Genomic DNA, 13318 nt, shown 5'->3' with positions numbered 1-13318 from the left:
TATGCTTCAAGCATGCCCATTAATATTCAGATTAATGTCAGGATTTATATACATAGCGATAAACAATTCGATGCCCAATCTTATTAAGATTGGTTTTTCTAAGAAGAATCCCTTACACAGATTAGATGAGTTATATTCTACAGGGGTACCTGAACCATTTATGCCAATTGCTTCTTTCAATGTTAAAAATCCTGAAGTATGTGAAAAAGAAATACATGCACTATTAAAAGAATACAGAATTAATAATCAACGTGAATTTTTTAGACTTGAACCAAGCAAAGCATTAAAATTATCGATTGATATTATATTGGAATTTATTCCGGATGGTATTGATGGTGCAGTAATTGAGGGATATACAAAAGCCCCAAGTTTTGATGAAGATCAGACTTTTGCTTTAAGGCTATTAATAGAAAAACCATTTAAGAGTCGAGGCTTATCAATTGAAGCAATGAGAAAAAATGGGCATTGGGCTAATGCACTTGAATTAGAATACAAATTGCTTGAATTAGAAAGAGAAGGATTAATTAAAAAGTTCAAGCAGAAGCGGCGGCAGCCAAGTATTTGGAAAATTACTAGTATTGGTATCAAATTTATGCTAGATAATGACCTAGTACATGATTCTGTACGAGAACAGTACGACTAATTGGGAAGAGTCCTAGTCTTAATTCGGATCAGTTTTAAGCCCTTATTATTCTCAGAGTTTAATTAATATAATTGAAAAAATGACTTTAAAAGAAGAGAAAAACGAGTTATCACAAGATGAAGTTTTATGGATAGAGAGTGTTTATGAACAGACGAATGGGGAAGGAAAAGCAAATTTCCGAGAATTATTAGTAGAACTTTGGGATGATTTATCTGATGACTTTCATCCAACGAATGTCAATTCAAATTTTTATGTGAGTGATACGAGAAACGAGAGATATCAAGAACTAACTTTAATGGGTGTCTTTCTAGTTGATCCAGATAATCAATTAATAAAGGACACTGATGCGGTAATCAAAGAAGTTAGAAGGCTACTAGTTGAGAATCCCCAGTTAGAGGAAGTTAGTTCTGCAAGAATTGCTGAAAGTCTAAGTATCCAAGAGGAAAGGGTCAGGAAGATCTTTGACTATATGAGGGACCTCGGAAACTTTTGGTCGGGAGCGTCCAGTGAAAAAGATGTAGAGGGGCACTCAAAAATAAGGTGTTATAACAGAGTATCTCAATTATTCTGATATAAAGGATCAAATCAATAAGAAACTAGAGAAACGCAGTAACAGGAATAGAAATGAATTTTCTCCTACTACTGAGAAGCAAGAAGAGGAAAAAGAGGGTATTTACAAAAATACCGTTTTTATTATGATGCATATGAATGAAGACATTCCTGGACTGGAAGATGTAAAAAATACTATTAAAGAAGTCTGTGATAAATTTGGACTAAAGGCAATCAGAGCAGATGATATTGAGCATCAAGATCGGATTACCGATATAATCTTAAAATATATTAGGAAGTCTGAATACTTGATCGCGGATTTGTCTGGCTCAAGGCCTAATGTTTACTACGAAATTGGCTATGCTCATGCAATGGATAAAAAACCGATTTTATATCGAAATAAAGGAACCGAAATACATTTTGATTTAGCCATTCATAATGTACCGGTATACAGTAACATTACCGAACTTAAATCAATGCTTATAAATAGATTTGAAGCTTTATTGGGTAGAAAGCTTGCGGAAGATTAAAGTGAAGTAGTCCTATCCAAGATCCCAATCAATACCTTTCAGTCTTTCAGCCACTCTTTTAATAGCCTTAAACACCGCATCATCTTTCGGGAGATCCCCAATGACCAATTCCTTGAAAGTGCCGTTATAAACAGACTTTATCTTATCCCAGGTTGCTTTGGGTTTGTCAAAAAGCAGTGCCGAGACAGGATGCTCATATAGCCAATCGTACTGGTCGCCATAACTTTCGATATCATCGGCTCCCACTTGAAGCAGCATCTCATCTAGCTTTTTGCTTTCAAAGAAGTCTTGAATCGCGGGTTGCTTTAGCAGCATGTGAATGTCATAGGTATGGCGGACTTTATTGCCGAGATCCTCATAGGGATTTTCGGCATGTGAGAAGCGGACCAGAGACATTATTTTTTCGCAAAAGGTCCGTTCTATAGTTAGTACTTTCAAGGGGAAGGCAGCTAACCCATATTCTTCAATGAGCTCTTCCTGGCCTCTTGCTTTCATCATATCGGCAATAAACGAATGGACCTCTACTTCTTCATGAGGCTCGAAATGTCCCAACCTTGATACTTCTACAATGATTTTATCCCGAACCTGGCCAAAAGCTTGGTCATATCCATGTTTGGAATACTCGTAGGCTACTTTCCTGTTTTTACCACGTTTCATGGTAATCCCGGATAATTCTACTTCCTCCAAATCAGTATCGTCAACTACTTTGCTGACGTCCCTGACTCTATTGTCCATTTGGTTGTTGGATAGGTCGGGATCCTCAAACACCACAAGATCTATATCCTCCGAAAATCGGTTGATCGCCTGGTAACATTTGGAAAGCGACGTACCGCCCTTAAATACGGCAACGTCTTTCATATCGGAATGAAAGATCGCATGAAGGGCATAGGTTACCCAGTAGTCTTTCTCGATATAGATTTCCCGAATATTCTTACGATCGGCGGTAGCCCTTATAGCATCCCGAAAGATTTCGGTATCTTCGTGTAGATTCATCTAAACAATATTCCAGTTTTGAGCTGTAGGCAAGCTACTGCTTAGACTACCGAATTCATAGCTCGACAAGGGATTCAGGCTATTCTTCAATTTCGGGAAAGCGCTGTTGAATTCCTGATCGGTAAGCAAGGCTCCCAGCAGCGCTCGTACGCGTGGAGGATATTGTAGGGCAAAGGTAATCAGCTTGTTTCTGTCGGCATCATTCAAATCACGTATGCGGACTTGCAGTTGGCTGATAGCATTATCGATGTCCAGGTCCGGAATTTTCTTGAAATCCTTTATGGCATCCAAGATCTCCAGGAAGCGAATGTTATCGTCAGTGGGATCCACGTAACTTTTGACCGATTTTACCTTCAGGTTATCGATCTCTGTGTTGATCCTTTTTTTATTGCAGGCCAGGGTAACCGTTTTGGGAACTTGGGTCGTAAGTCCCATCCGATTGTACAGGGACAAGCCGGTTATATAGGCAATACGATTATCACCTTTGTACAAATAGGGTTTAAGCAGCTGCTCTTCATTCGGCTTTAAATCGCCAAACAGTGACTTCTTGGGCTTGTAAAACAGGCCTTTGGAAATTCTTTTTACGACATCGTTGGATATCAACCGCTCGATGGCTTTGGTAGCAGCCCCGTACTCGCTGTTATCTATGCCAAGCTGGTCATATTTAAATGTCGTTCCTTCGTCAAAGGAAGAAACTTTGTCTTTTATTCTTTTTGCAGTACTCATAATGCTAGGTGTTATGGTAATGGCTTTTAACAGCTTGTATAAATATAGCATTTAATCGTTAGGTATGTCAAGTTTTTTACGTTATTTACTTGACACATCAATTTATCATATTCACATGTTTAGGCATGTATTGGGAAAGAAATCTTTGAATTAGTTATGGAATGTGCTGAGTAGAAAATCTAATGCTTGTATAAGTGCAGGCTACTAATAAATCGCTATATTTTTCCTGGAACTGAAGAGGATTGGCTTATTTTTTCCTTTTGGTAGTTACTGATGTGTTTTAGAGGGATTTGTTATTCACAAGTAAAAGTTGATACTAGTTTATTTTTGTTTAACTCTTTTAAATTATTACCACATACTATTCCAACACTAAATCTGGCTCTTGTGATTGCAACATAAAATTTTGCTTTCGTTTGATCCTTTAAGTTTGTTTCAGGATCCTTTATCCAATTCAACATGCTTTTTGTAGGGTAAATCAAAACTCTATCATAAGTTTGCCCTTTAGATTCTCCAAAATTTAAAACGGGATACTTTTCTAATACTTTCTTGTTCTTACTACTCCAACGAAGTTGAATAGGATCATACTTATCTAAATATTTAAACCGATCTTTACTCTTAACAAGAAATATTCCATCATGTTCAGTCTCTTCATTATTTGCTGATTTGGCAGGTTCAAAATCTGGATAAAGTCTATTTGCAAAGTTACATATTTCAGGATTATTTCGGTGCGAATTTGATAGTGTTGTTCTATCTATTTCAACATTCTTATCGGCACATTCATCGTTAATAAAATCCGCAATTTTTCCACTCTGATATTTTTTGTACTTCTTCTCCCAGTGGGTCAAGTATGTAACTTGCCTCGGATCCCCCACGAGAGTTAAAGATGAATCGCTACTAAATATTTGTTTCAAAAAAGAAAGGTCATAACCAGCTAAATCTTGTGCTTCATCAATAAAGATATTCTGATATATCTTTGATATGCGATCTATTACTAATCCATTACTTTCAAGGTTACACTTATACACAAATTTCGAAAGCTTGTCAGAATAAATCTTATTTCCTTTTGAAAAATAGTGTCTTTTAAAATTTTTTGATTCTTTAAAAGGAATTGGATTCCCTTTGTAGTAGTATTTTATTCCTGATTGTTTATTAACAAATGTAAGCCCTTTTACTTTTTCCTCGAACAAGAAGCTCTGAAATGGCTTTACACCATGTTGTATTAAAAAAGAAAACCAAGTTTGAATGGTAATATCTCCAGGGATAAAACCATTTAGTTCTATAAACTTTTTCCTTATTTCTTCTTCATTTACTTGAGTATAAGTAGTGATTAAACTATTACCTTCTTCGATTGATAGCGCTTTTTTTACTATATGAGTAGTCTTACCCGCTCCTGCAGCTGCAATCAATAGTTTGTTTCTACTCATCTCCTTCGAACTTAAAAGAGTTAAGTATATACTGAGGGAAGCTTATTTCTTGATCAGAATTGAAAATCTTTAAGGCACAATCAGTTTTGTTATTGTACATATATTTTAGAATTCCATCCTCATCATAATCAGTGTTAAAGACTTTATTTAAAGTTTTTACGTCATTCTCTTTTAATATTTTTGGTTCAAGTGTATTGTAATTAAACTCTTTATTACTGATCGTCAGATCCCCATCATCAATTTCATTGTCAAAGCAAATATTGATGTAGTTTTTAGAATCTTTATCTAGATATTTCTTGTATTTTTTCTTTAAAGCTTCAATATCGCCATCATTATCAGTCACAACAGATACTTCTTTCTTTAATTTGTCAGCAATTTCTAAAAATCTTTTAAACGAGGTACCAACTGATATTATATCGATTCCATCCTGTATTGGAAGTTTATCATTTTCATCTAGATAGGCTCTTTGGACAATAAGTTCATCGGAATCCCCTTCAACGAGAATAGCTTTATCACATAAGATCAGTCTTAGTGTATCATATCCTGAAAGTTTCTTGAAGAAAGTCTGTGTAGATTCTTCAAGATCACTTAGCTGTGTAATCGATAACTCATGTAAAAGAAGTAAGTTTTCTAAGCCGAGTTTGTTCGCGACAAAACTACTATGCGTTGAAATGAGTATTTGTTTGTCCTCACTTCCAGCCTCAATGTCATAAATAAGTTGGTTAAGTTTAGTATGAGATAAATGATTCTCTGGTTCTTCAAGCAGTATCAAATTTGCTTCTTTAGTTTTTTTATGACTCAAAGCCAATTTAGTTTTAATGACACATTGTTCTCCTTTCCCAATATGTTGAAATGGGATTTCATCTAGATAAGTCATCAAAGTATTTTTCCATGCATCTCTTGAAGAAAGTTCAACAGACAGTTCTACTTCTTTATCTGAAATATCCGATGACTCTTTGATTTTTTTATTAATTGCTTGAATGGCTTCTTCATCCCGAAATACATCTTTCATTTTTCTATGAGCTTGAGAAATATCAACTATTTCTTTTGACTCCAACAAATTCCTAATAATACGAGATATATAAATATCAGATCCACTTTTATACCTAGAGTTTGAAGAATCTATTAAAGCTGATTTTACAGGTAAACTTCGAGGTGTAATAGACGAATCTCTGGCAAAGGACTTCCAATAGTATTTATAATATTCTATAGGTAAAGATTTGATATCATCCTGTTGAACTAAATGTTCATACTCATCCTTATAGTTTTCATCAAACTCAATGTTGAAAGAAAAACCACATGCCTTATTACTTTTCAAGCGGTTACCATTTCCTATAAACTCTGCTGCATCATCTGAATCAAAATAAACCTCAATCAAGATATTTGGAGGTTCAATAGGATCTTTTCGTAAACTTGTTAAATACTTCCTGACCTGTTTTTTATTAAAAAGGTATTCTGATAATTCACTCGAGATGTGTCTTCCATTTATCCAACCAGTTAATGCTAAATGAATCGCATCTAAAATTGTGGACTTACCAGCCTCATTGTCCCCAACAATAATATTTAGCCCTTCTTGCAAATCAATCTTAAAAGTGCCACTAAAACATTTAAAGTTTTTGATAATTACTTTTTCAAAAGTCATCTCTTCAAGAACTATTTAGATTTTAAATCTCTACGCTCTTTCCCACTATCCCAATCTCTACCTTAATGAATTCATAAAGAATAATTAAAGCTTATCTATCTTCAGTTTTACTAATTCTATAGTTCTTCCCAATAACGGAAGTAATCATAAACTCTATCAGGATTATTTAAAACATTTTGTAAGTCTAAATTTCTAAGATCAATGTTAATCCTATTGCCATCTTGCCCCAATTCATTAAGATTGTCATAAATATTTAATCCCGGATCAGATGGCCCCGGTAACAAAACTATAAATTTTCTTTCTCTTTGGTCGGTTTTTAAAGTAAATGCAACAGCAAATGATTTTAGGCTTTCAGGCTTAGTAATTAAATTTATTCCTTCAAATTTTGATGGAAAATCTACATCTGCAATCCCAAACCCTGGATACTTTAAGTCGTTATAATTTTGAATTTGCTCTCTTATAACGTGCATATAAGGATTGATTAAACTGGCATACCCGAATTCACTTATTAACCAAAGATAGGCTATTCTTAGTTTTGCAAGCCTTGCACGACTTTTCTTATGCTCACCAAAAATTGTAACCCTGATATTTTCCATTTCCGCATCACCTTTTTTAAATAAACGGTGATAGTGTTTCTCATGGGAACTGCCTTCAATAGCAAGAAGTTTAATTCCACCTTCTTCAGTATGGTGAATAGTTCCACCAATATTCCATTTGTTATCTACCTCAAATCTTGCTTTTCGCTTGATATTAGATGTTCCTGAGAAAAAATCTTTTGTGAGCAATTGTTCTTTTAAATGCTTGTCAAGAGAACTTCCCTGCTCATTATTACAAATTTTACAGGTTAAAAGCCTTACATTTCCTCCCAAGGTTTTAGGAGGTACATCTTCCAGAGTTAGGTGATCATCATATTCTTTTGATAGTCCATTTTTATCAAAAATCTTATTGCACAGGGGACAAATATATCCGGATGTTTTTTCTCCTTTTAAGTCAAACTTTGGATGTTTTTTCAGTAATTCTAAGTTCTTGGAGAAGATATCGTAAATTTTCTCTCTTCTTATATGTCCAGGACTTTTTCCCATTTTTATTATTCTATTTATCCCACACTCTCTTCCACAATCCCAATCTCTTCCTCACTTAAACCATAAAGCTCATACACAAGCTGGTCTATTTCCTCCTCCAGTTCGCGTGTATCTGCATCGGGATTGTCTTTTTTGGTTGAGAGGATTTGATCTATTAAAGTCTCAACCTTTGGCTGGTATTCAGAATTTGATATAATAGGTATTTTCTCAATGTATTTTGTTAATAGCTGATATCCATTTCTAATTTGAGTACAAACTAATGAAATCAAATACCAGCCAAGTTTTGAGTTGAGAATGGCATAAAGCAATAAATCATCTTTTCTAATAAAGTAAATTGCATCATTTACAAATGATCCTTTATCATCATAAACAAATTTTGGTTTTACCTGAAATCGTTGATATATAATTTTGTTCTTCTTGAATTCATCATAGTAATCACAAGCTCTTAATTCCCACCAGTATTGCCCTTGATCATATCTATCCCTTGCCTTTTTCTCATACTGTGCCAAGTAAGAAGCAATTGCTGGATACGATTTTTCAAACCATTCCCATTTATTTTCCTCATTAGTTTGAGAATTAGTCCATCCATGAGGGATCATAATGATATATTTATCATGTTGAGGCAATTCATATCTATTAAGATCCCTACCTGCTAAATAAGGTTCAATTAGTTCAAGGCTGCTAGCATTCTGTTCAACTAAATTATTTTTAGTTTGTTTATCTATGAGAAATGCTTCATTTAATCCAGTTTTTATTCCATAAAAAATATTGCCGTTAACATATTCAATTAGAGGTGTGCCTTTCTCTTTCATTTTTTCAAACAACAGTTGCGAACGCTTATTTATTAATGACCATCCGTCTAAATGAAGCTTCTGTTGTTCGACCTTAAAACTATTTTCTTTTAAATACTTTGAAATACTCTCTATTTCCAAGCTATCAACCTCAACAGCTTTAAAATCTTTTTGAATATTTTTTCTTCTTATCTGTATTAAACACGGATAGGTTGTAGCTTCTCCAAATACTTGAAGGTCTCCGAAATCAATCATCGATTCAATCTGGTAATTCATTAACCATTCGCGTAAAGGTTTCCCATAATTGGTGCGCATCCATTTATTAGAAACAATGTAATGGAGATAATTTTTATCCTTTAAAATTTCGAGACCTAACTGTACAAAATACTGGTAAAGGTCAGCTGTACCATGATAAACTTCATAACTTCCTTTTAAATACGGTTTGATATCTTTTAGCAACTCCTGCCTCACATAAGGCGGATTCCCAATCACTGCATCAAAGCCGGTAAAGTTACCATCCTCGTCGAGTACTTCAGGAAACTCAAATCGCCATTCAAAGGCCTGGTCGTAAAAGCTGGCGTTTTCAAGTTCTTCCAACTCCTCTTCCAGCTTGCCAATTTTCTTTTGGGTCTTAGTAATCTTCTTCTGCTCTTTCTTGCTCTTCTTATCGCCCTCAAACAGGTCCAGTTTGGCTTCTTCCTTAATCAGAATTTCGCGCTGTTTCTTTAGTTTCTGACGGACGGGGTGTAGTTCTTTGAGTCCCACAGAAAAACTTTCTTTAATAGAGCTGATCTGCTTTTTCAGCGCTCGTTTGTCCTCCCGGTCGCCAGTTTCTTTGTAGCTTCGGACGGCCTGTTTGTATTCCTCAATCGTTAAATCGTTATTATTGGCCAGTATCTGCGAGAGGTCTGCATCCAGGTCAAATCGGCTTACCAGTGAGTTGCCTTGTTTGATGTTAATATCAATGTTGGGTAGTACTTCGAGCTGCTGGAAGTCCGTACTTTCCTTGTAATAGGCATGTTTAAGCAGCTCAATCCATAGGCGAAGCCGACAGATGTTGACCGAATTCGGATTGATATCCACCCCGAACAGGCAGTTTTCAATAAGGATATTCTTTTCGCGGAATAGGGCTTTCTGCAGGCGCTGGGTGTCAGGCCCGACCGTTCGCTCAACGGTGCCATTTTCTTTCCATTCCGAATGTACCCGGTATTCGAAAAATGGATCTTGTCCCACCGCAATGCTGAGCTCATCATTGTCCACGCTGATCTCCACATCCCGGATGCGGTGGTTATCCTCATCCACAAAGATACGAAGGTCGCTTTTAATAGCTATGAGTTCATTCAGGGCTGAAACCAAAAAGTGTCCGGACCCTACGGCCGGATCACAAATCGTGATGCTGTTAACAACATCGTTGGCTTTATCATACGGAATTTCGTGGCGGGATATCTTGGCGGCGACATCGTCAATGTCCTCACAGTCCCAGTTCTCGTAGGTTTCATTAAATTTTTGGACCACCGCCCGGCGAATGGTCTCCCGGCACATGTATTCGGTGATATAGCCGGGCGTAAAGAACGAACCGTCTTTATAGCCGTTGATCTTTTCAAAGATGCGTCCCAGCACCGAAGCGTTAATAAGCGTTTTGGCTTCTTTCTGGACCTCGGCCGTACCTTCCGTGTTAAAGTTATAGGCATCCAGAAAACGGAGCAGGTATTCAAGAGCCGACAGTTTTTCTCCTTTGAGGCGCTCCCTGTCCCGGTTGCGAATTTTACTGCGACTGTACACCGGCATTTGGAGTCCGTCCTCCAGCTCCGATATGCGAATCGTATCTTGCTCGATATCAGCCACATCAAACAGTGAGCTGTTCAGGTAGGGAATATGTCCGAAGTGTTTGTTGATACGCTCGGAGCGATCCTCCTGAGGGACGGCCAATACCTGGAAGAAGAGTTTATTGAGTCCATCATATTCGTCAATGTCACGATGACTTAAAAACCGAAAACGATCATCTTCCCGATGGTATTTAAAGAGCTGGGATTCGAGCAACTTCAGAAACAGGATACGGTTGATCCAGGTGATCAATAGCTGAATGGCTACATTGAACAGTTGTTCGTCTTCATCTTCGCCAAACTCTGACCGGTTGGGAAGCCGCGAAATTACGTTTAGACTTTTAAGCTGTGTGATAGTGTTTTCAATCAGGGAAGCATGCTGGCGGTTATCTTCATCCAGCCGGGTTATATAGTGAGTGCCTTTTTCCTTGTATTCTTTCAGCCCCATGATATAAAGCAGCTCACGGTAAAAGGCCTTGTTGAGCTCATTGCTGTCGCTGGCAAAGGGTTGTTTGAGCAGGTGGGTAGGCGTAAATAGCTTAAAGATCGGCACCAGCTTTTTCTGCTCGTCGCGGCTCAGCTCATCTTTTTCCAGCAGCTTTCGGTACTTGCTCAGATCTAATTCGGCTGCTGTAATATTTGCATCCAGCTCTTCCACAAATTCCGCTAGGTGGTCATAGACAAACTGGGTGCGGGAACTTACTTTTTGTCCCTGCTTCCATTCTTTATACCAGCCGGTTAGTTTTTTGGAGTCGTAGAAATGACGTTCGAAATCCTGGGCATCGAAGATGTACCAATTGTACACATCAGTAATGATGATATGTTTGATATCTTCGTTGCCGTTATCGATGCGTTCCCGAAGATAGTAGAGGATGGATTCGTGAAAGGCCTTACGGTTCAGCTCATCCGCGGTAATCATCTCCGAACTGTTGGATGGCCGCTTGGCTTCTATGATGACACCGACATTCGACTTTCGGGTTTTGCCATTATGGATGGCAAGGTCCTGTCGCTCCTTGGTGTTGATGTAGTGATCTTCTTCAAAATTGGTATTGCTGAAGAAGGGCTTGATCAGGTTTTTAAGATGTTCTTCAGATTCGCCTTCTTCTACAGCATCATCAGCCTGGCTCAATAGTTTTAACAGTCGCTGGCGAAAGGTTTCGAACTCGGTCTCGGTAATCGACTCTTGTAAGAACGCATTGTCAACAGCTCGTCTTGGGGATATGGTCTCTATCTGCATCAGTAATTGTTAATAAACCAACTTTTTGTTTGACCTCATTCTAAGGACTGGGAGGGGAAAGAGCAAAAAAGGTTAAAATAATGGGTTTTAAACTATTCAGATCGAACTTAAGATTTTAGTAAACCGATAATTATAAATTTTATGAATAGAAAACAACCTCATTATCTTTTTATTTGGTATTTTTATAAATATTCATTTATATTTTTATAAATCAGAATTAGAAATGAACATTAATTATTATGAAGACTCAGAAGAAGAAACCTCAGAACTCCAAGAAAGACTCTAAGGATAAAATTACAGTTCAGGTATATGCTCCCCGAAGTCTTGATTCCAAGGAGTTTACATGGAAGAAGAATAGAAACGTAGGTGATGCTGCAAAAGAAGCAGCGGATGCTTTCGGCTATGAACCGGAAAAACCACCTAGACTCCAAAAGGATGACGATATATTGGATAACACTAAAAATCTGGTATCCGAAGGAGTCAGAGAAGGAGATGAGCTTGAATTAGTTGGAGGTGGCGGTGGTGTCAGTTCCAACTGAAGTAACGAAGCTTGAAATTGAGGAGGAACTTGGTGCTGCAGAGGCATGGGCTGAGCGGCATCAAATCCCTTTTAAGTGGATTGAGGATCGTCTTGAATTACAGGTTGTATTAACACAACCGGAATCAAAAGATCTATACTATCTAAAAGGTGTATTCGATGACTATAAAGAGATGCCACCCAAATGGATATTTACAGATTCCAATTGGAGTGATGAGATAAAGAAACAGAATTTTCCTAAAGGTGAAAGTACTCCATTTGGTTCGTCCATGTTCCATCCTAACGGGGTTATTTGCGCTCCATTTAATCGTTTAGCATATAAGGTTTATGATGGTCCGCATTCTGATTGGGGGTCACCAGCCCAATGGCTTAATGCAGCAAGAGATAAAGTTGTTGCGGATACGATGGGAGATATGTTGAGTGCAATTTATCGCGATTTTAGATATACCAAAACACATTTATCATGAAAGACCTTCAACCATATTATAGAACTAATCCAATAAAAATAGGACCAATTAAAGGAGAATATGCTGCTACCGAAACTGTTATCTCGCAAACAGCAAGTATTTTAACGGATTATTCAAAAGAAGGAGTCCAAGGTCATGAGGGGTTGGTGTTTTGGGGTGGCAGAGACCTTGGTAATCTTACCATATTTACATCCGTGATAGCTCCAAATACAGAGCATGGAGCACACCGTGTTATGGTCGATGAGAAAGAGTTTGGGAAATGTAGTAGGGAGGCAAGATCCAGCCGCCTTACTATTCTTTGTCAAGTACATTCTCATCCAAGTAGTGACACCATACATTCTGATGGTGATGACCATCTCATTATTATGCCTTTTGAAGGAATGCTATCAATTGTGGTCCCTAACTATGGTATAGGTTTTACCGATTTATCCGAGTCTACAATCCACCAATTCAAGGATGGTTCTTGGTTTGTTTGTAGCGAGGATTCAGTAAAGCAAAATTTGCACATATTACCAGATCTTATTGACTTGCGTGAGGTGAAAAATGAATTCTAAAAGTGAGGAGTTTTATAAGGAAAGGGATAAGAGGACAATCAGATTTATTAATGATACTGATCATTTGAATAAGAGAATCGGTGTTGTCATATCTAAGGAAGCTTGTCATAATCATACGGGACAACTGTTGGCTCTAACTCTTGTAAATCAGCTAAGTAGAGTACACCGTAAGATATCAATTATTGTGGAAGAGTGAACTTGCTACATTTTGGTGGACACCCAGTTAAGCCATAGATTGTCGCCGCAATTTATGACCAATACCTATTATGAGTAAAAGACGAACCTACAGCAAAGAATTTAAATTGGACGTGATCCAACA

12 protein-coding genes are annotated in these 13318 nt (G+C 37.2%); 6 read left to right on the top strand and 6 right to left on the bottom strand.

What is annotated here, in order from left to right:
• Position 1 precedes the first annotated feature (1 nt).
• From J6I44_RS19310 to J6I44_RS19300, 3 genes are all read left to right on the top strand, one after another.
• The gene (locus J6I44_RS19310; RefSeq protein WP_350356723.1) at positions 2-643 is read left to right on the top strand and encodes a GIY-YIG nuclease family protein; all 642 of its coding nucleotides are present in this window, start codon (positions 2-4) and stop codon (positions 641-643) included.
• Between the two features lie 79 nt (positions 644-722).
• Complete coding sequence (locus J6I44_RS19305; RefSeq protein ID WP_265767887.1) at positions 723-1214, top strand: hypothetical protein; 492 nt, start codon at positions 723-725, stop codon at positions 1212-1214.
• A 133-nt stretch (positions 1215-1347) separates the two neighbouring features.
• Positions 1348-1722, top strand: a complete 375-nt coding sequence (locus J6I44_RS19300; RefSeq protein ID WP_265767886.1) for a TIR domain-containing protein — start codon at positions 1348-1350, stop codon at positions 1720-1722.
• Positions 1723-1734: 12 nt separating this feature from the next.
• On the opposite strand, the gene J6I44_RS19295 is transcribed toward J6I44_RS19300, so the two are convergent.
• From J6I44_RS19295 to J6I44_RS19270, 6 genes are all read right to left on the bottom strand, one after another.
• Positions 1735-2715: a nucleotidyl transferase AbiEii/AbiGii toxin family protein gene (locus tag J6I44_RS19295; protein ID WP_265767885.1), complete on the bottom strand. Its 981-nt coding sequence runs from the start codon at positions 2713-2715 to the stop codon at positions 1735-1737.
• On the bottom strand, positions 2716-3441 hold the full coding sequence (locus J6I44_RS19290) for a DUF6088 family protein (RefSeq protein ID WP_265767884.1): 726 nt from the start codon (positions 3439-3441) through the stop codon (positions 2716-2718).
• Positions 3442-3734: 293 nt separating this feature from the next.
• Positions 3735-4865: a UvrD-helicase domain-containing protein gene (locus tag J6I44_RS19285; protein ID WP_265767883.1), complete on the bottom strand. Its 1131-nt coding sequence runs from the start codon at positions 4863-4865 to the stop codon at positions 3735-3737.
• On the bottom strand, positions 4858-6507 hold the full coding sequence (locus J6I44_RS19280; RefSeq protein ID WP_265767882.1) for an ATP-dependent nuclease: 1650 nt from the start codon (positions 6505-6507) through the stop codon (positions 4858-4860). Before J6I44_RS19280 ends, J6I44_RS19285 begins: the two co-directional genes overlap by 8 nt.
• Positions 6508-6623: 116 nt before the next feature.
• Positions 6624-7589, bottom strand: coding sequence for a hypothetical protein (locus tag J6I44_RS19275; RefSeq protein WP_265767881.1), 966 nt, complete (start codon positions 7587-7589; stop codon positions 6624-6626).
• Between the two features lie 14 nt (positions 7590-7603).
• The gene (locus J6I44_RS19270; RefSeq protein ID WP_265767880.1) at positions 7604-11440 is read right to left on the bottom strand and encodes a DUF7149 domain-containing protein; all 3837 of its coding nucleotides are present in this window, start codon (positions 11438-11440) and stop codon (positions 7604-7606) included.
• A gap of 239 nt (positions 11441-11679) precedes the next feature.
• On the opposite strand from J6I44_RS19270, the gene J6I44_RS19265 reads away from it, so the two are divergent.
• The 3 genes from J6I44_RS19265 to J6I44_RS19255 are packed head-to-tail and all read left to right on the top strand — an operon-like array spanning position 11680 to position 12999.
• On the top strand, positions 11680-11979 hold the full coding sequence (locus tag J6I44_RS19265; RefSeq protein WP_265767879.1) for a hypothetical protein: 300 nt from the start codon (positions 11680-11682) through the stop codon (positions 11977-11979).
• Entirely contained in the window at positions 11963-12445 is a 483-nt protein-coding gene (locus J6I44_RS19260; protein WP_265767878.1) for a hypothetical protein, read from the top strand. The genes J6I44_RS19265 and J6I44_RS19260 overlap by 17 nt, the downstream gene beginning before the upstream one ends.
• Positions 12442-12999: an MPN domain-containing protein gene (locus J6I44_RS19255; RefSeq protein ID WP_265767877.1), complete on the top strand. Its 558-nt coding sequence runs from the start codon at positions 12442-12444 to the stop codon at positions 12997-12999. Before J6I44_RS19260 ends, J6I44_RS19255 begins: the two co-directional genes overlap by 4 nt.
• Positions 13000-13318 lie beyond the last annotated feature (319 nt).

Origin of the sequence: Fodinibius salsisoli (assembly GCF_026229185.1) — a bacterium.
Lineage (GTDB): Bacteria > Bacteroidota > Rhodothermia > Balneolales > Balneolaceae > Fodinibius > Fodinibius salsisoli.
The sequence above is the reverse complement of the archived record's forward strand: the minus strand, read 5'-3'. Positions and strand labels throughout refer to the sequence as shown.

Excerpts from the sequence above, each read along its gene's own strand:
- J6I44_RS19310 (WP_350356723.1), top strand. The coding sequence starts at position 2 with ATGCTTCAAGCATGCCCATTAATATTCAGATTAATGTCAGGATTTATA.
- J6I44_RS19305 (WP_265767887.1), top strand. The coding sequence starts at position 723 with ATGACTTTAAAAGAAGAGAAAAACGAGTTATCACAAGATGAAGTTTTA.
- J6I44_RS19300 (WP_265767886.1), top strand. The coding sequence starts at position 1,348 with ATGAATGAAGACATTCCTGGACTGGAAGATGTAAAAAATACTATTAAA.
- J6I44_RS19295 (WP_265767885.1), bottom strand. The coding sequence starts at position 2,715 with ATGAATCTACACGAAGATACCGAAATCTTTCGGGATGCTATAAGGGCT.
- J6I44_RS19290 (WP_265767884.1), bottom strand. The coding sequence starts at position 3,441 with ATGAGTACTGCAAAAAGAATAAAAGACAAAGTTTCTTCCTTTGACGAA.
- J6I44_RS19285 (WP_265767883.1), bottom strand. The coding sequence starts at position 4,865 with ATGAGTAGAAACAAACTATTGATTGCAGCTGCAGGAGCGGGTAAGACT.
- J6I44_RS19280 (WP_265767882.1), bottom strand. The coding sequence starts at position 6,507 with ATGACTTTTGAAAAAGTAATTATCAAAAACTTTAAATGTTTTAGTGGC.
- J6I44_RS19275 (WP_265767881.1), bottom strand. The coding sequence starts at position 7,589 with ATGGGAAAAAGTCCTGGACATATAAGAAGAGAGAAAATTTACGATATC.
- J6I44_RS19270 (WP_265767880.1), bottom strand. The coding sequence starts at position 11,440 with ATGCAGATAGAGACCATATCCCCAAGACGAGCTGTTGACAATGCGTTC.
- J6I44_RS19265 (WP_265767879.1), top strand. The coding sequence starts at position 11,680 with ATGAAGACTCAGAAGAAGAAACCTCAGAACTCCAAGAAAGACTCTAAG.
- J6I44_RS19255 (WP_265767877.1), top strand. The coding sequence starts at position 12,442 with ATGAAAGACCTTCAACCATATTATAGAACTAATCCAATAAAAATAGGA.